General features: G+C 66.7%; 12 protein-coding genes, 1 pseudogene and 1 CRISPR repeat array. Of the genes and pseudogenes, 2 read left to right on the top strand and 11 right to left on the bottom strand.

The window, feature by feature from the left end:
• Positions 1–474: 474 nt before the first annotated feature.
• From OG285_RS25510 to OG285_RS25495, 4 genes are all read right to left on the bottom strand, one after another.
• Positions 475–915, bottom strand: a complete 441-nt coding sequence (locus OG285_RS25510) for a hypothetical protein (protein ID WP_371792338.1) — start codon at positions 913–915, stop codon at positions 475–477.
• A complete protein-coding gene (locus OG285_RS25505) occupies positions 912–1,748 on the bottom strand; it encodes a glycoside hydrolase domain-containing protein (protein ID WP_371792337.1) in 837 nt (278 codons plus the stop codon). The genes OG285_RS25510 and OG285_RS25505 overlap by 4 nt, the downstream gene beginning before the upstream one ends.
• A gap of 480 nt (positions 1,749–2,228) precedes the next feature.
• Positions 2,229–2,489 carry a hypothetical protein gene (locus OG285_RS25500; RefSeq protein ID WP_371792336.1) on the bottom strand — a complete coding sequence of 87 codons (261 nt, stop codon included), beginning with the start codon at positions 2,487–2,489 and terminating at the stop codon, positions 2,229–2,231.
• A complete protein-coding gene (locus OG285_RS25495) occupies positions 2,486–13,357 on the bottom strand; it encodes a LamG-like jellyroll fold domain-containing protein (RefSeq protein WP_371792335.1) in 10,872 nt (3,623 codons plus the stop codon). The genes OG285_RS25500 and OG285_RS25495 overlap by 4 nt, the downstream gene beginning before the upstream one ends.
• A 368-nt stretch (positions 13,358–13,725) precedes the next feature.
• Here OG285_RS25495 and OG285_RS25490 point away from each other — a divergent pair, with 368 nt between their 5' ends.
• Positions 13,726–14,250 carry a BMP family ABC transporter substrate-binding protein gene (locus tag OG285_RS25490; RefSeq protein ID WP_371792334.1) on the top strand — a complete coding sequence of 175 codons (525 nt, stop codon included), beginning with the start codon at positions 13,726–13,728 and terminating at the stop codon, positions 14,248–14,250.
• A 166-nt stretch (positions 14,251–14,416) separates the two neighbouring features.
• Entirely contained in the window at positions 14,417–14,746 is a 330-nt protein-coding gene (locus OG285_RS25485) for a transposase (protein ID WP_371792333.1), read from the top strand.
• 184 nt (positions 14,747–14,930) lie between these two features.
• Positions 14,931–16,658: a CRISPR direct-repeat array (repeat unit 28 nt; unit sequence GGACTATCCCCGCGGGCGCGGGGTCGAC).
• 18 nt (positions 16,659–16,676) lie between these two features.
• On the opposite strand, the gene cas2e is transcribed toward OG285_RS25485, so the two are convergent.
• The 7 genes and pseudogenes from cas2e to casB all read right to left on the bottom strand — a co-directional run bounded on the left by cas2e (position 16,677) and on the right by casB (position 21,517).
• Positions 16,677–16,985 (bottom strand): type I-E CRISPR-associated endoribonuclease Cas2e, encoded by a 309-nt coding sequence (cas2e, locus tag OG285_RS25480; protein ID WP_371792332.1) that lies wholly within the window; start codon positions 16,983–16,985, stop codon positions 16,677–16,679.
• Positions 16,982–17,623 (bottom strand): CRISPR-associated endonuclease Cas1, encoded by a 642-nt coding sequence (cas1, locus tag OG285_RS25475; protein WP_371792331.1) that lies wholly within the window; start codon positions 17,621–17,623, stop codon positions 16,982–16,984. The genes cas2e and cas1 overlap by 4 nt, the downstream gene beginning before the upstream one ends.
• A gap of 140 nt (positions 17,624–17,763) precedes the next feature.
• Positions 17,764–18,006: pseudogene (locus OG285_RS25470) on the bottom strand (type I-E CRISPR-associated endonuclease Cas1); the annotation flags it as partial.
• A gap of 78 nt (positions 18,007–18,084) precedes the next feature.
• Positions 18,085–18,837, bottom strand: a complete 753-nt coding sequence (gene cas6e, locus OG285_RS25465; protein ID WP_371793614.1) for a type I-E CRISPR-associated protein Cas6/Cse3/CasE — start codon at positions 18,835–18,837, stop codon at positions 18,085–18,087.
• A 5-nt stretch (positions 18,838–18,842) separates the two neighbouring features.
• On the bottom strand, positions 18,843–19,640 hold the full coding sequence (cas5e, locus tag OG285_RS25460) for a type I-E CRISPR-associated protein Cas5/CasD (protein WP_371792330.1): 798 nt from the start codon (positions 19,638–19,640) through the stop codon (positions 18,843–18,845).
• On the bottom strand, positions 19,637–20,791 hold the full coding sequence (cas7e, locus tag OG285_RS25455) for a type I-E CRISPR-associated protein Cas7/Cse4/CasC (RefSeq protein ID WP_371792329.1): 1,155 nt from the start codon (positions 20,789–20,791) through the stop codon (positions 19,637–19,639). The genes cas5e and cas7e overlap by 4 nt, the downstream gene beginning before the upstream one ends.
• A 120-nt stretch (positions 20,792–20,911) precedes the next feature.
• Entirely contained in the window at positions 20,912–21,517 is a 606-nt protein-coding gene (gene casB / locus OG285_RS25450) for a type I-E CRISPR-associated protein Cse2/CasB (protein ID WP_371792328.1), read from the bottom strand.
• Positions 21,518–21,613: the final 96 nt, after the last annotated feature.

Genomic DNA, 21,613 nt, shown 5'->3' with positions numbered 1-21,613 from the left:
GCCACGGAGCCACAAAAAGCCCAGGTCACGGCCGTGCGGACCGCGTCCTCGATGCCAGAAGCCCCGCGTCCGCCACACCGCCGTGAGGCGACCGCCACACGGGAAACAGACCCGAAAAACGCGTTTCCCCAGGTCAGAACGATTCTGCCTGGGGAACCTGGGTGGGGCGGGTGGGACTCGAACCAAACCAGTGACGCGCCTCACCTGCAGTTTTCTCGGAGAAGCGGGCATATCAACCTGTTTCCGTCCGACTACATCCCGCTCGATCCGGCTCCAGTGGCTGCGGTGCAGCGTTCGCTACACCGCAGCCACTGTGACGCAAAACCAATCGGCTGATCCCTACACGGCCCATGACTCGCCTCGGTCCGCACAGAGCGAGACGCCCCTCCCCCGACGCACGGTGAACGCCCTTCCGCCTCACCAGCTCCTGCGCGGAGAGGGCGACTCACCAACCTCAGTGACGGCGATGGCGGTTCAAGCGGCGGAGCGGAGCCGTGCGACGAGATCGCGGCCACCGGCCTTGAAGGCGGGCGGGAACACCAACTTCAGCCCTTCGGGCTCCCCTTGGACGGTGAGAACGGTCTTCAGCCCCAGACCGAGCAGGGCCTTGGCCAGCGGCGCCGCGGCGAGAAGCCCACGTTCCAGCGACATCAGCGGCTTTCCCGGCCTGCCGCTCGTGGTGGCGCCGTCGAGGAATATCAGACGCTGATCCGTCAGGACCAGATACATCGGCCGCGGCTGGACGGTGGCGATGACAGTGCCCGCACTGAGCACCCCCACAAGGGTGCTGGTGAGCACCTGGCGCTTCACCGATACCGTCCCGGTCTTGGCCAGTCCAGTGAACTCGATCCGCTCCCCCGGTTGGAGCAGCGGGGTCGCGGCCTTCAGGACCTGGCGCTTCCGACGGTCGTTCATGACGCCGTCACGGCGACCGGCGCGTCCCAGGCGTCGCGGTCGATGGTGAGCGTGCCCCCGGTGTGCGTCACCTTCTTGTTGACGGCGAACTGGTGCCCGCGGCGATGCCCGGTGTAGAGCGTCGAGGCGTACGGGAAGCCCTTGGTGGTCGAGTAGACGTCGTCGTAACGGGCGTACCAGAGGATCTCCGGCAGGTCCGTGCGCGTCTTGGCGTTGGCGACGACGGCGGCGCTGGAGTTGCTGAAGCCGTAGAAGCCGGACCAGTAGCCCTTGGCCTTGACGGTCTTGTCGAAGGACCGGATATAGCTGAGGACGGTGTTCACGCAGGAGGTGTTCTTCGGGTCGAAGTACTCCATATCGAGGTAGACGGGGCTGCCGGCCTTCATCCCGAGCGCCGCCTCCTTCGCCACCGCGTCGGCCGCGTCGGTGGCCGCCAGCGAGGTGGCGTTCGACGCAGTCATCTTCTCGGGATTGTTGCTGGCCTGGCAGGGCGGCTGCGCACCGACGTACAGCGGAATCAGCTTCCAGCCCGTAGAGCTCACGGACTTGACCCAGGAGGCGGTCAGGTTCGGCTGGGCACAGCCCCGGTTCTTCCCGCCGACATACACGGCGGCCCCGCGGTAGACCGACGTGGCGTACCAGCCCTTCATCGCAGTCAGCGACGGAGCGGTGCAGGTGTCGAAAGCATGGCCGGTGAAGATCTTCGGCGCGGGCCGGGAGACCGTCCCCGCAGTGGCGGCCTCGGCGGCAAACGCGCCACCGAGCAGAACGGCCAGACCCGCCAGGGATATTCCGACATAACGCCGCTTTTTAGATATGCGGTGACTAGGCACAGAGACCTCAACGGTTCTCGAATAAGAAAAAGGGGAGCTGAGCCACGCGCATCGACAGCGGACTCAGCGGCAGATCATGCTCTCACGCCGGATACCCGGAGGGTGTTCTAATACGCGCATCACGGGAAGAGATTGCGAAAGTTTGGTGAATTCCTTGCCGAATACCCGCTTCCCAGGGCCGGTTGTGAAGCGCCGCCCGGCGAGCCCGGACACGCCGGGCGATCACTGAGGTGCCGCACCCACCGCTACGTGCGTGTGCGCACGCCGCGGCGATACCTTCCGCCACCTCGCCGGGGATACCACCGAGCCGGGGCGACCCACCGCATTGCGCAAAATCCGTCCACTGAGTTGTCGTCAACTACTGCCTCAGACACCGCAGAGGCCCACCGGATCCACTTCCGGTGGCCTCTGCGGCCAGCGGAGGAGGTTCCGCAAGCCGTTTCGAGAACACGATTACCGCGTACTCAAATTTCGGCGAATCTACTCGTAAGTTACGGCAGCACGGAATATTGCCGCGACCATTGCCCAGCTCGGCGATTCGGGAACTGGCTCTCCGATGACATTCATAAAGAACCCGTCCATCGCATTAGTCCACCGGGCAGAAGCGTCTAGGTAATCGGCGGTCAGGGGGTTCCCCAATGCAACCCGTCCATCGCTGACCGCCTTTGCCAGATCCTGCAAGTACGCAGCAAGATCATCCCTCGACTTGATCTCGTTCAGCTGCGCATCAGGCCAGTTCATGGGGCCCACCCCACTGGGTCGAAGTGATTGATCACAATCGACCTCCCTTCGTTTTTCGTCGTGAACTTCCATGATTCAGCTGCGATTTCTTCAGGGGTAGCCATCCTGAAGGGCATTTGAACCCCCGCCTTTTGGAAGGCAACCAGACGCCGATTGTCAAGCGTATGAAGGTTCCCACCCTTGTACTGGAGGCGCATAGTTGGCAAATCCTCCGGCTTTACGTAGCCCGATCGCAAGCCAGCAGCAGTCTGCTCAATTGTCTCACCGCTGCTGAAGCGCGGACTAACGGTATCCTGCGAGAACCTGACCAACTTGGGATCGATTGTCCCATTGCAGTTATGGACGAGGACCGGTGTGGCCCCAGCGAGCACATAGTACGTATGCAGGCTGCCGATGGTGAGGTCGTAGGTGGTGGTGTTGGCGTGGTAGAGGCGGACACTGATGACCTTTGCCGTGCCGGCTGGGGTCTGGAGGACGTCGCCCTGGTGGAGGTTCTTGGCCTCGGTGAATGCGGCTCGGGTTTTGTCGTAGAAGGGGTGGTGGAAGGTGGTGGTGAGGTGTTCGCCCTTCGTCGCCACCTCCTTGGCCGCCACCGGTGCTGATGCGTCAGCCGCCTGTACTTGACTGACAGCCGCGACTGTGGCCGTGTCAGAGGCCGGTCCTGTCGCGTGGTGCGCCGACAGCGCCCCCAGTACCGCGGCCGACGCTGCCAGGCCGAAGGCCGCCTTACGGACCGCCTTCTTAGCAATGCTCTTCGCCACCGACGCCTTACCCGCCGATGGTGATGCCGACGCGTCCTTCGCCGCGGCAGCTCCACCCGCCTTGACCGTCACGTCCACGAAGTCGTGGTCCGTGTGCGTGACGATCACCGCCGTGACCTTGTGAGCCTCGGTGCCCGACACGCCCGGCACCGAGTTCGCGATCGTGTCACCAACCTTGACCTGGGCAATGGCCTTCGAGAATCCGTTGGCCATCAGGACACGCGTCCCGCCGGTGAAGCTGTGGACGGTGCCGCATCCCTCGGTCCGTGACCCTGCCGCCTCCTGCTCGCCTCGTGCTGTGGCCTCGGACGTGGCGTCCGTGGCCGCGGTGTCCTCGGCTTCCGATGCGCCCTTCCCGAACAGCCCGCCGACGACCTTCATCGCCTTGGGTGCCGCTTTCGCCAGCAGGGAGCCGCCGATCTTGCCCAGGGCGCCGCCCAGTGCGCCCTCGATGCCGCCCTCGACCGCCGAGCCGGCGAAGGCTCCGACGCTGCACGCGTCGCCGCCCTTCTGGGCGCACGCGAAGCCCTGCGTGACCAGTGCTCCTGCCGCGCCCGCGGCTGCCGCGCAGCCGATCGAGCCGACGCCCGCGGTCACTGCCTCGCAGCCCGCGAACACCGCGGTCGATACGACGAATGACGTGATCGCAGCCGCATGGTGCTTGACGAACGTGGCCGCTGTCTTCGCTGCCGTGACCGTGGCGTGGTAAGCGGTGCGTGCCGCCTGCTTCACCACGTGCGCGGCCTTCTTGACGGCCTTCTTGACCGTGTGCACGACCTTCTTCGCCGCGTGCACCACACGGTGTACGACCTTCGACACCTTGTGATAGGCGGTATGCACCACATGGACCGCTGCGTGGTAGACCCGTCTGACTCTGCGTGACGTGTAGTGGTAGACGCGGCGGACGACCCGCACGGTTGCGTGGTAGACGTCCCGGACTTTGTGCACGATCTTGCGGGCGACGTGCTTGGCCGCGTGTACGACCTTCTTCACGGCCTTCTTGACCGCGTGGTAGACCTTGTGCGCCACCTTTTTGACGACGTGCTTGGCCTTGTGAACTACCTTCTTGGCACCGCAGACCACGTCGTACCAGGAGCAGTTGCCCGACTCGTCGGTGCCTGCCATGGGATTGTCATCGACGTAGGCGAAGGGGTTCGCGGACACCGAGTTCGGGACGGGGTCCAGCGCGATGCTGTCCTTATTCCGGAATGTCCCGGTGTCCGGGTTGTACCAGCGTGATGCTGTTCCGACATCACCCGAATCCGTATCCGGGGTCGAGCCCGGTTGCGTCCACCCTGACTGGAAGCCCAGGTGGCCTGCCACAGTGGACAGCCCAAGAGTGTTCCCCAGTGGGTCGTAACTCGCCGAGCCCGTCAGAGTGCTCGCGCCCGACGTGAACGTTCCGACGACGTCGTCGTGCTGATCCGTCAGCGCAAGCACACCAGGCCCGCCGGTCTGCGAGCCGATCCCGACCAGGCCGCCGGAGGGGTCGTAGGTATAGGTGGAGTCGTCGTCCGAGGCGATCGTGTTGTCCGCCCCGGAGTACTGGAAGGTCCGGGTGTCGCCGGACACGGATTCCCGGTCCGTGATGTCGCGGCCCATCGCGTCCAGGCCGAAGGACTGTGTACCGGCGGTGATCTGGCCGCCGTACGCGTCCGTTGTGAACTTCTGTGTGCCATCCGCCACCGATGACTGCGATGTCATGGTGCCGCGCGCCGAATAGCTGTAGGTGTGTGTGCCGTCCGAGGTCAGCTGGTCGCGGGCATCGTAGGTGTAGACGTCCGAGCCAACCCGTACCCGGTTGCCTGAAGCGTCGTAGCTGTAGGCGGTGTTCTTGGTTCCGTTGTTCCAGGACGTAAGGCGGTCCGCCCAGTCGAAGGTGTAGGTGTTCGAGGACGCGCCCGTCACACCCTCCGTCTTCTTCGACTTCAGGTTGCCGTTGTTGTCGTATCCATAGGTGATGTTCGACAGGTTCGTGGCGCCCTGGCGCAGTGTGTCTCCGGTCAGTTCGTGCGCGGAGTTGTAGCCCAGCGTTCTGACCTGGCCGGTGGCGCCGTACTGGATCTGCTTGACCTCGTTGAGCTGCCCGTAGGTGTACGAGAGCTGTGTGCCGGTGGCTGGATCGTCGAGGGTTTTGAGCCGGCCGGCTGTGTCGTAGCCGTACTTGGTGGTGCCGGCCGCGTCCGTCCTGGTCAGTGGGGACGAGTCGTCGTTGTAGGTGAAGCTGGATGTGCCCGCGGAGCCCGAGGCCGACAGGAGGTCGCTGCGGTCGTCGTAGCCGAATGCCTCGTGGGTGGCGTCCTGGTGGTCGGCCTGGCCTGCGATGCCCGCGGCATCGGTGTCGGCGCTCTTCACCCGGCCGTTGCTGTCGTAGGTGAAGTTGCGGGTCGCGGTGGCGGCGTCCGCGCCTTGTCCGGACATCGTTTTGAGGTCGCCGTTGGCGTCGTACGTCATCGACGTGGTCGTGCCGCCGGGCAGCACGGCCTTGGTCATCTGGCCGTCGGCGTCGTAGGCGAAGGCCGTGGTCGAGTCGGCGGCCGAGGTGTACTGCGCTGTGGTCGGCTCGGCGATCGACGCCTGCTGGCCGCGGCCGTTGTAGGTGTACCGCCAGGCGTTGCCGCGTCCGTCGGTGAAGCGTGTCCGGTTGCCTGCCGCGTCGTAGCCGAAGCTTGTCGTGATCGATGTCGAGGCGTCGACCGGCTGGATCTCCTGGGTGACCGTGCCGGCCCCGTCGTAGGTGAAGCGGCTGGTGTGCCCGTTGGGGTCGGTGGATGCGATGACGTTGCCGGCGCCGTCGTACTCCTGTGAGGACTGGCTGAGCAGTTTGTCGTTCGCGTCGTACTGCTTGTCGTACGTCGGCTGGCCGGACGCGTTGTAGTCGGTCTCGCTCCAGGTTCCGTCCGCCAGGATCGTCTTCTGCGGGTTGTCGTCGAAGTCGTAGGTGTACTTGGTCGTGTTGCCCGCGCCGTCCGTCATCGAGGTGACGTCTCCGGCCCGGTTGTAGCCGTATGACGTCGTGACGCCGCCTGGGGACGTGGTCGACGCGAGGTGTGCCCCGTACGGGTTGCCGGTGCTCACCGCATACGAATTGGTCGTGGTGAGGGTCCGCGTCGAGGGGTAGCGCTCCAGGGTGGTGGAGGTGAGGGGCCGGCCCAGGTAGTCGTAGGTCGACTGGGTGGATGCTCCTGTCGGGTCCGTCGATGTCAGCTGGTCGCCTGCGGTGTCGTACGAGGCCTGGGTGTTCTTTCCGTCCGCGTCGGTGACCTGGACGACGTTGCCCAGCTGGTCGTAGAGGGAGTGTGTGGTCCTGCCGCCCGGCGTGGTCTGCGTGAGCTGGTTGCCGTCGCTGTCGTAGGTCCACACCGAGGTATCGGCTACCGGTTCGCTCGCGTCCGGCGGTGTGTACGGCGGCAGGGCCTCGGAGACCTTGTTGCCATTGGCGTCATACGCCGTCGTTGTCACATTGCCGTCGGGGTCCTGCTCCTCCACTGACTCACCGAAGGTGTTGAAACCGCTGGAGGTGACCGGGTGCATGGTGGCCGGGTTGGTTCCGTCGGCCTCCGCCTGGACGGCCGGCGCGGTGGTGACGGCGAGGTTTCCGGCCTCGTCGTACGAGTAGTTCGTCGTGTTGTGCTCGGCGTCGGTCATCGAGGACTGGAGTCCGCGCTTGTCGTACGTGTACGACGTGGTCTGCTCGTTGGAAGAGCCGACGGTGCCGCCGTTGCGGCCCTTGCCGTACAGGGAGGAGACATCGGAGGCGGACAGAGCGCGCTGGTAGACCTGCACGTTGGATACTCCGCCGGGCAACGGATCGGAGTCGCTTCCCGCGTACTTATCCTGTCCGATGGTCAGCGGGCCGCTCGCGTTCCACGGTGTGGCGTTCGTGCCGGTTCCCGACAACGCGCCGTCCACGTAGAGCTGTTCGGCGCCGGTCGTGGCGTCGAAGACCCCCACCAGATGGGTCCAGGAGCCGGCCTTCGGCGCGGCCGTCGCGTAGGCCCCGGGGAAAGCAGTGCCTGACGCGTCCTTGGTGGTCTGCTCCATGTCCCAGAGCGGTGTGCCGTTGTGGGAGGTGTTGTACATGAGCATGAAGGAGCTGTTGGTGCTGCCCGTCTGGGCCACCACCGCTGCGTTGTGCGTGGGCAGCGAGTCCAGGTTCACCCAGGCGGAGACCGTGTACGACGCCGTGGTGTCGAGCACCGGCGCATTGGTGGAGATCTGCTGCCCCGTGGTGCCGGAGAAGTGCGCGGCGGAATCCGACCACGTCGCACCGGAGACGGTAGCTGTGTTCCCGGTCCCGGAGGAGTCGGTGACGTTGGTTCCCGAAGGCTGGTTCAGTTTCCACCAGCCGCTGGGATGCCCCGAGGCGTCGCCGTACAGCGTCTCACTGAGCGTGTTGCCCATCGCGTCGTAGGTGCTCGTCGTGGTGGCGTCATAGCCGGAGGCGTCGTGATCGCTCTCGCTGGCGACCTCGTCGTCGGGGGTGTACGAGACGGTGGAGACGCGGTCCACACCGGTCGGGTCGGTGGTGGTGGAGGTGTTGCGGGACGCCGCGTCGACCGTGTATGTGGTGACGTTCTCACCGTTGTCGGTAGTGCTGGTGAGTACGTTGCCCTCGGCGTCGTAGGTGTCCGCCTCCAGGACGGAGCTGCTGCTGCCGTCTGCGCTGGTGCGCTTCACCGTCGCGGTGAGCCCGTCGTCGGTGTAGGTGTACGCCGTGGTGTTGCCCATGGCATCGGTCACTGACGCGAGGCGGCCGGCCGGGTCGTAGGCCCGTGAGGACTCGGTGAGTAGTGAGGGGGGCTGCGGATTCAGCGGGCTGCCGCTGTACATGACGCCCTGAGTGAGCAGGTCACCGTTGTCGTTGTACGTGTACCGGGTTTCGGTGCCCGAGGAGGTGACCTCGGTGGTCTTGTTCCCGGAGAGGTCGTAGGTGTAGGTCGTCGTGTTGCCGTTGGACGCGCCTGCCGCATTGTTCGCGTCGGACTCGGTCTGCACGTGGTCGTAGGCGTCGTATGTCTGCTTTTCGGTACGGGACTTGTCTCCGCCCTTCGCGTCGGCGACCGTCTGCGAGGTCACGTTTCCGTCGGCGTCGAACGCCGTGGTGGATACGGCCGCGTGAGTGGCGCCGGTGATGCGGTCGGTGAGTTGGGGGTCGTCTTCCTCGGTGACCTGCCCTGCAGCGTCGTAGGTGAAGGTGGTGGTGAGACCGGCCGGGTAGGTGTCGGAGACGACCTTCTTGGTGAGGACCTGGCCGAGTCCGTCGTAGCTGAAGGTGGACACGAGGCCGACGGCGTCGGTGGTCGAGGCGACGTCACCGTTCTTGAAGTACGACACCGAGTTGACGGCGCCGCCCGGGCTGACCGTCTCCACGGGAAGGCCCTTCGGCACTGCTCCGCTGTCGGCGGCAGGGTAGGCGCTGGTGCCGTCGGAGTACACCGTGCTGGTGGAACGGCCGTCGGGAAATCCGGCCACCGCAGGGCCGGTGATCTTGGTCTGGTCACCTGCGGTGTCGTAGGTGTACGAGGTCAGATAGGTGTCGTCGGTCGCGGATGAGGAGCGTCCGTCCCGCTCCGTCAGCAGCAGGTCGTTGCGCGGGTCGGCGGTGGTGAGCTGGGCGGTGGTGTCGTCGGGGTAGTAGCTGTAGTAATCGGTCGAGCAGCGGTTGGCCGCCTGGTCCTGACAGGTGGTCGAGGAGACCACGTTGCCGCGCACGTCGTGGCCTGTGACGGTCATCGCCCCGTTGGGGTCGGTGACGGTGTGCTCGAATCCACCGGTGTCGTAGCCGAAGCTGGTCTTGTTTCCGAGACCGTCGGTCTCGGTCAGGGCCCGGTTGCTGTTGGTGACGTCGTAGGTGTACGTGAGGGTGGCCGGGGTCGGGGATGTCACCTTCACGGTCTCCACGGGCAGCAGCCCGGTGGAGTTCTTGGCCGCCTCCACGTGGGCTGCGGCGTCCTGCGCGGTGAGTGCGGTGCGGTAGAGCGCCGCTTCGGCGAGCGAACCGTTGTAGTAGGCGGTGGTGCCGCTGGTCAGACCGGCCCAGCCACTTCCGGTGGTGCCTGTGCCGAGATAGATCGTGCTGCGCGCGCTGTTCGTGAGGGCGGCGGTGGATGCCTTGGTCGCGGACTGGTTTCCGTCCAAGTAGAGGGTCTGGTCGGTTCCGGTGGCGCTGATCAGGGCGTGGTGCCACTTGCCGTCGGTGACCGTACCGGCGGAGGAGAGCTGGACGGAGCCGCCAGTTGTGTAGAAGCCGCCGTGCAGTTTGTTGTCCGAGCCGATCCACAGGATCGGGGCGGTGGAGGAAACAGTGCCGCCCACCGGGCCGGACTGGGCGTTGAGCAGAATGCCCCCGCCGTGCGTCGTCGAGAACCACACCTCCGCAGTCGCTTCCTTGTCACCGGTAACGGTGTCGGGTATCTGCACGCGCGACGAGGTGCCGTTGAAAGACGCTGTCTTCTGGTCGGTGAAGGGGCCGGCGGCGCCCAGCGTCGCGCCGCTGTAGGTGCCATTGCCACCGCGTGTCTCGTCGGCAGCCGTCGTAGCACCGGACGCTTCGCCGAGCCGCAAATAGGTGGCGGGCGCGCTGCCGAGCACCGCGCCCCGGTAGGTCTGGCTGGAGCCGGTGACGGTCGGGGCGCCGAGCTTCCAGACGCCGCCGTTCTCGTCGGTCTCCTGGGTCAGCGCAGTGGTGACCGGGTCGTAGGCCATCGCCTGGTAGGTCTTGCCGGACGGACGCGTGATGGAGGTCAACAGACTCGCCGCATGGGTGCCGTACTTGTAGAGCGAGCTGACGTCGGCGGCGACCAGCGGTCGGTCGTACCAGGCGGCATCCGCGATGGAGCCGTTGAAGTAGGTCGCGTACCCGTCCTTGGACGTGGAGCTCTGATGCGGCTCATCCGGCCAGTTACCGCCGAGGAATCCGGTGCCCAGGTAGTTGAAGGGCTGGTTCTTGCCGAAGGCGACCGCGCTCTGGATGGACACGGTGCCGCTGCGCGAGCCGACCTTCGCATTGTCCAGGTAAAGGCTCTGGGAGTTGCCCGCGGCCGAGAGCACCACGTGGTGCCACTTGCCGTCGGCGACCGATGCGCTGGTGGTGATGGGGTTGATGCCGCCGCTGTACCAGAACTCGGCGTTCAGTTTGCCGTCCGTACCCACGTAGACGGACGGGGTGTAGAAGCCGGCCGCGTCGCCTGAGCTGATGGGCTGGGAGGCGTAGGAGTACAGGACTCCCGGGCCGGCCGACGTCTTGAACCAGAGCGACAGCGCTCCGGAGTCGGTGTCATTTCCGAGGTCGTTCGGCAGCACGACGTCGGACGAGGTGCCGTTGAACCCGGCGACCGTGGCCGTACCGCCGGTCAGCGGACCGGGCTGTCCCAGGGCGACGTTCTGGTAGGTGGCATTGGTGGTGCCTTCGTTGGCCAGGACCGCGTCCTTGGCAGTGCTGCCGGAAGCCTCCGACATCGGCCACATCGCGTGCGGGTCGAGGTCGAGGGAGGCGTTCTGGTACTGCGAGCCCGATTGATAGCCGTACTTGGTGCAGGCGGTTGTCGATATCGGTGAGCAGACGGTGGACAGCTGGTCCCCGGTGTAGTCGTACGTCCAGGTCTGTGCGGTTGCCGGGGCACCAGCGGTGACGGGGTCGGTGACCACGGTCTGGATGTGCGCGGTGCTCGCACCGGCCGGGGTGAACCACGTCAGGTGCAGCGCGCGGCTGGACACCGTGGACGCCATCTGTGTGACGTGCCCGCCCGCCCAGGTGAGGCTGACAGCCCGGCCGTCGGCGTCGGTCACTGACGTGAGGCCGTAGCCTCCGGCGCCCAGGGACTGCGTGAAGGTGTAGGCCGTGTCGTCCTTGTCTGTCAGCGAGTACCCACCGGTGACCGCCTTGAAGGTGGCGAAGCGTCCGGCGCCCGCGGTGAACGTACCGTCGGGGTTCTTGCCGTATCCGACCTGGGAGCCGTCCGGGTAGGTGACGAAGACGCTCGATACGGCACCGGTCGCGGTGTACTGCTCGGTGGCTCGGGAGTCGAAGATGCTCGACCAGCCGGCTCCGAACCCTCCGGTCCAGCGCGGGTCGCGCGAGTTGTAGTCGCGCTCGACGTCCAGCGAAGGGCCGACGGTGGAGATCGACGCATCCGTGTCGGAGGTCGTGTAGTTGCTGCTGGAGGCGTCGAAGCCGTGGTCACTGCTGTTCTGCGAGAGCCCGGAGGTGATGGCAGGCTGCGGGACCTGAACGGAGATCGCGGTGTAGGTCGCGGTCGAGTACATGCCGGCGTCGTACGCCTGGACGGTCCAGTAGGAGGTCTGGCCCCACTTGAGCTTGCCAGCCGGTACGGTCCAGTCGCCGGTGGCGATCAGGCCGGAATCGGCGACCTTCTTGTTGGTGCTGTCATAGACCTGGAACTCGTACTTGTTCGTGCTGCCGTCGGTGGAGTTGGCGCCACCGGCCCACGCGGTCAGCTCCGGGGTGGTGGTGTTCACGACAGCGTTGTTGTCCGGGAACTGCTCATACAGCTGCGGCGGAGTGTTGGACGTGTAGTTGACGACGATGTACGGACCGAGCGACGGGTCGTTGAACGAACCGAACTGCTTCCAGTGCAGGGTGTCCGCGGTGGACGCGTACACGGCGAGCCCATTGTCGGCGGTGGTGCCGTTGAACCAGCCCTGGATGGCAGAGGCCGTCAGCGGGACGCTCACCCAGTCACCGACAGAGCGGTCCGCGGCGGAGTTGGCACAGGCGTTGGGGACACTCGGGGTGGCGTTGCCGATGGAGGAGCCGTGCGTCGGACCGGGGTAACCCGTGACACCGCTCGGAGTCCAGGCGCTCGTCACCAGGGCGACGTCGAACCGCTCGGCCGTACAGGTGGCGGCCCAGGTGTCGAAGAGATGCAGGGTCGCGGAGGTGACGGTGGCGCCGCTGCCGTCCCACGCGGTGTCCCAGTGGTTCACGTAACTGACGGCTGAGTGGGTGCCGGAGTCGTAGGAGCCGACCTTGATGGTCTGCTCGGACGAGTGGTCGCCGTCGTTGCCGGACTCGGCGTAGGTGGTGGTCCAGCCGTCGGTCACGGTCGGGTCGACCGTGACGGGGAAGACACGGCGTGTGTCGTGGAGCCAGTGCTCGTCGAGGGTCACTTTGAGCGCGTAACTGCCCTGTTCCCGGACGAGTGCGTAAGTGACCGCGTGGGTGGTGCCCGGGTCTCCGGAGCGCGGATCGATCTTCGAGTCGAAGGCATACGCCGAAGGGATGCGCTCGACCGTCTTGCCCGATGAGTTCCGCAGGTCGATGGAGCCGTCATCGGCCTGCTTCGGTGTCAGTCCCTTGAGCTTGAGGGGGAACGTCCAGGAGTTGCCGGCCTGAGCGGAGTGCAGGACGACGGACTCCTTGAGCCCGGTGGCGATCGGTGCGACTTCCAGATCGGTGTGAGGCAGAACGCCCTGGTACGTGACACGGGTTCCAGTGGTCTTGCCCGCGACCGGCGCGGCGCCCTTCAGTCCGTAGGCGAGGGAGTGCTTGTCGTCTGTTGCAAGGGAGGCGAGGGCGGAGTCGCCGGCCTGGGGTGCGAAGTCGACGGCCAGGGAGTTCTTCTTCTCGTGCCACCGGTGGTCGGATCCTGTCCGGACTGCGGTGTCGATGGGCTGCCACTGGCCTTTGCCATCCCGGTAGTTCACCGGTGACTGGTAGACTTTCCGGCTGACCGTGCCGTCTGCGTTGTCGAAGGCGGTGGCGGTGCGTGAGGACTTGCGTGCGTCGCGCTTGCTGGTGCGGGCGTCGAACCCCTGGGTGCTGCGGCTCTTGTTGCTCTTGCCGTGCTTCCCACGGCCGCCCGCCTTGGCGTAGGGACGGTAGGCGTCGAGTTCGCCGTGACCCTTCCCCGGAGCATGCCCTGCACCTTTGCCCGCCCGGGTTGCGGCAGCAGACGCGCGGTGGCTGCGGCTGACGGCCGAACCGCCCTGCTGATGGGGGAGTTTGCCCCACTTCGGATCCTTGAACCAGGACGACAACGAAGTGAGGCTCGGCAGCGCGAACGCTCCCAACGTCAGGTCTTCGGCCTCCGCCTGCTGGGTCGTCAGCATGACGGCCAGCGCCGTGAGTACGAGCAACGCCACCCGCCGTCTCATGCGGCGGGTACGGCGGTAGGGGCGAGCACGCACGGCGGAGACTCCAGCGGACAGAAGGAAAAGGAAGCGTGCTGATCTTGTGTGTATGGAAGACCTAAAGGACAGATCCCATAGAGGATCTTGACGCTTACATGATCAATACATGACCGGGGCTGAGTAGTTTGCCGCGATGATCCGTTTCGGACTTGTCTGGATTTTTTCCAGAGAATTGCCTGATGCCGGAAGAGCCAGGCACGGCGATACTCATTCCGCGAGGTGATACTCGCTGGTCAGAGCACCAAAGCCCGGTATGCGCCTCGTGCCGGACAGCCAAGGTCGGCCGTCAGTGGCGGAGACATGGCACGTAGGGTGCGCTTGTGAACGTGAAAGAGGCGTTGTTCGGGACACGGCAGCGCGTGCTGTTGTCCAGCGGTGCGGTGGTGGTCGCGGCTACTGCCGCGATGGTGGCCCTGATGGCAGGTGGAGGCGGAGCACACGAGATCCCGCCCTCTCGCGCCCGCGCCTACAGCCAGCAGCAGGCGTGCCTGCTGACACCCGCCAACGGTCTGGCGGATTCCGCCGTGACTCAGGTGTGGGAAGGGATGCAGGACGCATCCGCGCTGACCAAGGCCAAGGTGTCCTACCTCGCCGTGACGGGACCTCAGAACGCCGCCAATGCCGCCCCGTACCTCGCCTCCCTGGTCTCCCGGCAGTGCACCGTCGTCGTGACCGTGGGCGCCGCACCCGACGGGGCCGCCACCCGCGACGCCAAACGCTTCCCGAAGACGCGCTTCCTGCTGACCGGCACCCATTCGCAAGGTTCGGGCAGCGCCAATCTCACCAACGCCGAAAACACGCGCGCGGCGATTGCCTCAGCCGTGACGGCCGCAGTCCGCGACTGACTCCCCAGCTAACCAGCAGCGGCGGCAGGGAGTCGCCCCCACAGCCGGAACTCTGTCGTCGCCTCAACTCAGCTACGTTCACTGCGTCGCCCCAGCACAGACTCGGACCACTGAGCTGAACCGGGATTCGTAGCGGCCCTGAAGCCGGGCATGATTGATCCGGCAGATGGGAAGCACAGGTCTGATGCCTGCACCCCGGAAGTATCCCGACGAGCTCCGTGAGCGAGCCGTCCGTGAAGTACAGAACTCGGGCCGTCCGGTCGCCCACGTGGCTCGGGATCTCGGTATCCACAAGGAAGCCTTGCGGCTGTGGGTCCGCCAGGCCGAGGCCGACCACGGCAGCCGTCCCGACCTGCTCACCTCCGCCGAGCGAGCCGAGCTCGTACAACTCCGCAAAGAAGCAGCTGAGTTGCGACGGGCGAACGAGATCCTGAAGGCCGCCAGCGTGTTTTTCGCAAAGGAGCTCGACCAGCCCCGCACGAGGCCGACGCGGTGATCAACCACCTCCGCGATGACTTCGGGGTCGAGCCCGTCTGCCGGGAACTGGACCTGTCGGTCTCCGCCTACAACGCCCGCCGCCGGCGTCCGAAGTCCGCACGCCGGCGGCGCGACGATCACCTCGTCGCGGAGATCCGCCGCATCCACACCGACTCCGGCGAGACCACGGGAACTGGCAGCGCGGACCATCCCCGCGGGCGCGGGGTCGACAATGGCCCGCCTCGCCAAGTCGCGGTCCTCCCCGGACCATCCCCGCGGGCGCGGGGTTGACTCGTAGAGGTTCGCGTCGATCCGCTTGAGCACCGGACCATCCCCGCGGGCGCGGGGTCGACTCCAGCTCTGCATCAACGCCCGTATCGCCAAGCGGACCATCCCCGCGGGCGCGGGGTCGACTTATCGGGGATGACCCGCACGTACTGGTCGTCGGGACTATCCCCGCGGGCGCGGGGCATCCCCAGACCCTGCGTACGGATCGGGATGCCCGGACTATCCCCGCGGGGTCGACGCACCGGCCCGGCTGAGAGCCGTGGTCAGGCCCGGACTATCCCCGCGGGCGCGGGGTCGACGTCAGGGACGGGCTTTCCGCAGGTCACCTTGACGGACTATCCCCGCGGGCGCGGGGTCGACGGCGGATCAGGGCTTGAGTTCAGAGTCTGACACGGACTATCCCCGCGGGCGCGGGGTCGACAGCGCCAGCATTCGGGTCACCGGAAACCTGCACCGGACTATCCCCCAGGGCGCGGGGTCGACTGGGTGAGGCGGAGCCGTTCGCCGCTGGTCTGGGGACTATCCCCGCGGGCGCGGGGTCGACGAGCCGCGCACGCTCGCAGTCGTCGAGCCGGTCGGACTATCCCCGCGGGCGCGGGGTCGACGCATCCAGGCGCGGAGCGGCATGGCGGGCGTCCGGACTATCCCCGCGGGCGCGGGGTCGACCTGGCCATGGTTTCCGCCGACCTCGGCCAGGTCGGACTATCCCCCGCGGGCGCGGAGTCGACCACTTCACAGCGTCGGCGGTGGACCGGGGGTTCGGACTATCCCCGCGGGCGCGGGGTCGACCTCATCGCCATCCCCACCGGGCACGTAGGCCGCGGACTATCCCCGCGGGCGCGGGGTCGACCCGGTCTGCACGGTGACGCCCTGGGACCTGTCCGGACTATCCCCGCGGGCGCGGGGTCGACGCTCCGGGACGGTTGCCGTTCAAGGAGTCCTCCGGACTATCCCCGCGGGCGCGGGGTCGACCACGTCTGCGCGATCTTCTTACGCTTACGCAGAGGACTATCCCCGCGGGCGCGGGGTCGACGCCGTGCAGGTCAATCGTCGCGCACGTCTCGGGGGACTATCCCCGCGGGCGCGGGGTCGACTGAGTAGTAGCAACCAATGGTCTTGGTGTGGACGGACTATCCCCGCGGGCGCGGGGTCGACCTAACGTCCGGGGTACAGCTGTGTCTACAGAGCGGACTATCCCCGCGGGCGCGGGGTCGACACCGTCACCGCGGCCGAACTGGTGGTGCCGCCCGGACTATCCCCGCGGGCGCGGGGTCGACGCCGTCGGCCACCGTCTCGATCCCGTCGAGCGCGGACTATCCCCGCGGGCGCGGGGTCGACGTCGGTGACAGCGAGCAGGGTGGACAGCAGTGGGGACTATCCCCGCGGGCGCGGGGTCGACACACTGGGGCGGCGGCCACACGCCCCAGCTGCTGGACTATCCCCGCGGGCGCGGGGTCGACCTTTGTACTCACCGCCGGAATGTTCTCCGTGGCGGACTATCCCCGCGGGCGCGGGGTCGACTGCGAGAGCACGCGGATAAGAGCGGGGGCAGACGGACTATCCCCGCGGGCGCGGGGTCGACGCAGTTCGGCGGGACTGCGGATCCGCGCACGGAGGACTATCCCCGCGGGCGCGGGGTCGACGCTTTTTGAGCTGCGATTTTACCGAGCGGGATAGCTGTTTTCATTTAGTTGTTTCTTGGGGCGGGCAGAGAGGATCAGTCCGTCGAAGTCGACGGGCTGCCAGCGGTCGCGGCCTGCGGTACGGACGGCCCATCCCTGTTCGTTGGCGGCGGGCTCGATGAGGATGGCCTGCCCATCATCGATGCGGATGGCCAGAAGTTCCCAGAGGCGGTCGCGGATGCGGCGGCTGGGGTTGCCGACGAATACGCCGGCGCTGGCCTCGACCATCCAGCGGGTGAGGTGTCCTCGGAGGCCCTCTGGGGCGGCGATGAGGATGATGACGGTCATGATGTGGCTTCGGTGTCGTTGATTTCGGGACCGATAACGGCGATGTGGTTGTCGGTCATGTCGTGTGCTGACAGGTCTGCGTGGGCGGCGTAGTTGGTGCCGCCCGGAACAGCGCCGAGGTGCTCGTCCCACAGAAGGTTCGCTTCGGGGTCGTCGAAGTCCGTGCCTTCGGGGGTGAGCAGGTTTTTGACGTCGGTGACGATGCGGCTGAGGAGTCTGTCGCGGGCGATGAGGTCGCGCAGGCCGAGTCGTGCGTCGCGTTCTTCTGTGAGTCCTTGTGCGGCGAGATCGAAGGCGAGCGGAATGGTGTATTCGGCCTTGTAGAGGTCGGCGATGTCCAGGACGAAGGATGTTGCTTTTCCGGTGTGGACGAAACCGAGTCCTGGGCTGGCGCCGAGTCCGATGATGACGGCGTGGCAGATGCCGTAGAGGGCCGCGTTGGCTGCGGATAGGAGTCGGTTGAGGTCGTCACCTGCTGCGAAGGCGTCGCCGGCTTTGTAGAGGCGGCCATTCCAGGGGACTCCGGTGCGGTCCGCCTGGGAGCGGTAGTACTTGCGGACGCGTGTGCCTTCACGGCCGCGGAGTTGTTGCATGGTGAGGGCGGAGATGTCCTCGCCGGGGAAGCGCATGCTGTACATGGCGCGGGCGACGGCGAGGCGTTCCTTGGGGCGGGTGACGAGCCATGCCTGCAGGAGATGTCCTCGCCGGGGAAGCGCATGCTGTACATGGCGCGGGCGACGGCGAGGCGTTCCTTGGGGCGGGTGACGAGCCATGCCTGCCGGTGGAGGAGGCCGGCGCCCCGGCTGGGGCCCAGGCCGGCTGCGTACATGCGGACGCCTTGTTCGCCGACCCAGCACACGGTGGTGCCGGAGTCGGCGAGCAGGCGGATGGCACCGTGGGTGACGCGGGTTCCGGGGCCGAGGAGCATGACGGCCACCATGGCTGCGGGGACCCGGACGGTTTGCTGCTTGTTGATGATGACGACGGCGTTCTCGTCGCGGTCCAGGTGACTTCGCTCCACGTAGACGCTGGAGACCCGGTCGACGAGGCGGTGCAGATCCTGAGGGTCGGCCTTCCACCAGATATCGGGCACGGCTGTTCATGCCCCTTCGGGGAGCGGGGCGAGGGTGAGCAGTCCGCATCCGTATGCCTTGGAGGGGCCGATACCGGCCAGGAGGCGCTCGGTGAGAAGAGCGGGGTCAGTGATGCGCAAGCGTCCTTCGAAGGTCACGGAGTTCATGACGACGTGGGCTTCTTTCGCGGTGACCACCCCCTTGCCGAAGGAGCGGCGCTGACGGGTGGTGATGCGGATGTCGCGGGGTGGTTCGTTGTCTGTGTCGTGGGTTCCTTCAAGGTGTGGGGCGTTGGGAATGTCGAACCCCCAGCGTGCGGTGCGGGTGAGGAACCATCTGAGCTGGGCTGCGGTGGTCCGGTGGCCGAGGCGGAAGCTGCGGCGGTCGCCGGCTTCGACGCGTGCCTGTTGGCGCGCGGTGAGTTTGTCGGGCCGGTTGGTGTTCTGGACGGGGTTGGCCGTGAGGCGGAAAGCGAAGCTGCGGCCCAGTGCTAGTTGCTGCAGGAGCGGAGCGTAGTCGCGTACGGCATAGTGCTCGCCGTCGGCGCCGGGCCATCCTGCCTGTTCAACCAGGTGGGTCCAGTCTGGTTTGTCTGTGGTGAGGACGAACAGCTGGGGGCGGTGCGGGTTGTCCGGGTCGAGCCGCCACAGAGTGCGTTCTTGTTCGGGCAGGCCGGGGACCCCGCCTTGGACCGCGGCGTGCATCGCGCGCGGGCTGGCGAGAAGTTTGCGGCTCTCGGCGCGTAGAGGATTGATGCGGATACGGGAGAGATAAGGCATGTCGATCACCAGCCCAGTAGGGCGAAGGGGTCGTGGCCGCCGTTGGTCGGGGGCCGTGCGGGGTCGGGGGTGAGGCCGGTGGGGGCTTCGAGGTAGGTGTGGCGGGTACGGCGGGTGGTGAAGGTCCGGCCTGTGGGGGCGAAGGACAGGGGGACGTCATCGCGGACTTCGTCTCCTGCCGGATCGTCCAGGGTGGCGGGAAGGTCGATGTGTGCGGCGTCGTCGTTCTGCCGCCCCCACCGCTTGCGTACTGCGGGGGCAGCCTGCCAGGGCTCGGCACGCAGCGCGTCCTCAAGCGAGCTGGTGCGCTGGCCCAGGACCAGGGGCTGTGCGGGTACACAGGAACGGCGGCCGAGGGCGAGAGGGAAGACGGGGTGGCGTACGGCGTGTTCGAGGGCGGTGATGAGTCCCTGCGGACCTTCCACGGCAGCGAGGAAGACGGCGTCTTGGAGGTAGAAGCGCTGGGTGATGTGTGTGTGTTTGGCGGGTGAGGTGGGTTTCTGTACGCCCCTGGCGGTCACGGCGGCGGAGAGGAGCGGTTGGCCGCGGTAGTCGCTGACGGTGTGGTAATCGCGGAGGATGCTGCCGGGCTGGTCGATGCGGATGCCGAGTCCGAGACCGGCGAGGTCGTCCAAGGCGGCGTAGCGGGAGCGGCCGGCGGCTGCGGCAAGAAGGCCAACGACTCCGGACTTTGTGGGTTCGGGCCGGGTTTCACGTCGGTTGAAGGTGCTGCGGTCGCCCCATGACTGGAGGGGGGCGGCGAGCCGCAGCAGGAGGACGGAGGTGTGGCCGAGGTGCGTCACGCCTGTTCCCCCAGGGCGGTGGCGATGCGAGCGCGCAGAGTGGTGCGCAGGTCGGGAAAAGTGACGGGTTCGCCGAATGCCTGGGTAAGGGTTTCGGCGGTGTCTTTGGTGCGGGTTTCGCTGGTGGTGAAGGTGTGGCTGGCAGCTCCGTAGAGAGGGGTGTCTCCCCACACCTGTGTGGCGGTGATGTGCTCCTGCGCGAGGCGGCGGGCGGAGTTCGCCTGGATGCCGGCTTCTGCTGCGATGGGCTCTTCGAAGGCGGAGACCAGGTTGACGGGCTGGTCGGTGCGCACGACGACGGCGACGAGGCTGGGCCGGGTTCGGTGGGCGAAGGAGTTCTGGTAGCCGGTGGGGGCGGACCGGGCGAAGCTGTCGACGAACCGGTCGAGGGCGTCGAGGGCGGCTTCGGTGTCGCCGCCGAGGTTGTCGGTGAGCTGGGCGAATCCGACGGTGGCGTAGCGGTAGAGGGTTGCGGAGTTGAAGCCGATGGTGCCGATCATTCCGGCGCCGGTCTCGTCCTGTTCGTTCTGGTCGTCGACCGCAGTGAAGTAGTCGAATTCGAGTTGCGTCTCGTGGGTGGAGAGTGCGTGGGCGACCTGTACGGCGGCGTCGACGTTGAGCTTGGGGATATCGGCGACCATGCGGCCGAACAGGGCGACGCCCACGGGGTGCCCGGTCTTGAAGTTCTCGGCGACGGGCAGTTCCTTGACGGCTTCGGTGAGGGCCTTTTCGTCCAGGGCTGCTAGGTCGGTGGCGCGGTCCGTTACCAGGGCGGCCACGGCGTCGAGCTGGGCGTTGCCGTAGAAGAGGAGGTAGGCGGTGTCGCCGGCCTTCTTGCCCTGGCTCAGGCCGAGCTGTGCAAGAAGGGCTGCGGCGATCCGGTCGGTGTCCTCGCGGTCCAGTGTGGTGTTCCGTGAGATCCGGGTGCTGAGTTCGTTGGTGATGCGCTTGGTGCGGGTGGCGCGGTCGGGCTCGGGGGCCTGGGCGTCGAAGTGCTGGCGGGATGCCCGTTTCCATGCCTGGGAGGAGACGCGTGAGCGGCGAACCCCGCCGTAGATGGCCTCCTTGGGGTTTCCCTGATCGTCTCGGTTGAGGTTGGCGGGCGGGACAGTCTGGACAACGTGCACGTCGATGTAGAGGCGCTGGGTCATCGGATTGCTCCAGGTTGTGTGAGTGAGCGGTAGTCGGCGGGTCTGTTGCCAGTACGGATGCGGGCGCGCGCACAGGAGAAGGACGTCTGTGGCAAGGCGGACGTCAGGGCGTGCAGTGGATCAGCGGTCGGAACTCGGAGCTGTAGCCTTCTGGGTCCAGCCGTAGTAGTCCAAGCCCCAGCGGCGGCGGACACGGGAGCGGGAGCCGGGCCGGTCCCAGTCGTGGATGTCGCAGGCCAGGCGGTTGTAGTCGAGGGGCTGTTTGATGTCCTTGAGCTGCGTGATCAGGCCGCGCAGACGCAGTTGCAGTGCTGCCGTTGACGTTGCGGAGAACGCCTGTTGGAAGCGGGAGTCCACTGCCTCGTCACTGGTACGGTCGTGGCGCCGGAGCTCCAGCATGGCCCGGCCGAGGCTGAATCCGTCGCGGTGCATCGGTCGGTCCTGGCTCTGCTGGTGCAGCCCATAGAGAGCGAGCGCGATGTGCTCGGCCTCCTGCTCGGCCGAGACCTCGCCTCGACGTGCGGCGAAGTCGTCGACCGGACAGGTGTAGAAGGGGAACATCTCCAGCACGGTTCCCGCCGGGCGGCCCAGCCCCCGGCGCAGAACCGCGAGGTCCTCCCCGGGCGGGCGCCTCTCCGGCTCAGTGCCTTTCTTGCGGCGCCAGGTGCCGTCTGCGGCGATATAGCGGTGCCAGATTCTCTGCTTCGTGAGGTCTTCTTCGGTCATGAGCGTATCCAGACGTGATGAGGGACGCTGTGTCACAAAGGGCGTGCTGGAATGGCCCGGAGCGCGGGTATCCAGTGGCCCTGGGCCGGGGTGTGG

Origin of the sequence: Streptomyces sp. NBC_01471 (genome assembly GCF_041438865.1) — a bacterium.
In the GTDB taxonomy this organism is placed as follows: Bacteria; Actinomycetota; Actinomycetes; order Streptomycetales; family Streptomycetaceae; genus Streptomyces.
This window is presented reverse-complemented; position numbering and strand designations above follow the sequence as displayed.

What these genes read in the sequence shown, in the direction of transcription:
- OG285_RS25510 (WP_371792338.1), bottom strand. Translation starts at nt 915, where the DNA reads ATGAACGACCGTCGGAAGCGCCAGGTCCTGAAGGCCGCGACCCCGCTG.
- OG285_RS25500 (WP_371792336.1), bottom strand. Translation starts at nt 2,489, where the DNA reads ATGAACTGGCCTGATGCGCAGCTGAACGAGATCAAGTCGAGGGATGAT.
- OG285_RS25485 (WP_371792333.1), top strand. Translation starts at nt 14,417, where the DNA reads ATGGGAAGCACAGGTCTGATGCCTGCACCCCGGAAGTATCCCGACGAG.
- cas2e (WP_371792332.1), bottom strand. Translation starts at nt 16,985, where the DNA reads ATGACCGTCATCATCCTCATCGCCGCCCCAGAGGGCCTCCGAGGACAC.
- cas1 (WP_371792331.1), bottom strand. Translation starts at nt 17,623, where the DNA reads ATGTACAGCATGCGCTTCCCCGGCGAGGACATCTCCGCCCTCACCATG.
- cas6e (WP_371793614.1), bottom strand. Translation starts at nt 18,837, where the DNA reads ATGCCTTATCTCTCCCGTATCCGCATCAATCCTCTACGCGCCGAGAGC.
- cas7e (WP_371792329.1), bottom strand. Translation starts at nt 20,791, where the DNA reads ATGACCCAGCGCCTCTACATCGACGTGCACGTTGTCCAGACTGTCCCG.
- casB (WP_371792328.1), bottom strand. Translation starts at nt 21,517, where the DNA reads ATGACCGAAGAAGACCTCACGAAGCAGAGAATCTGGCACCGCTATATC.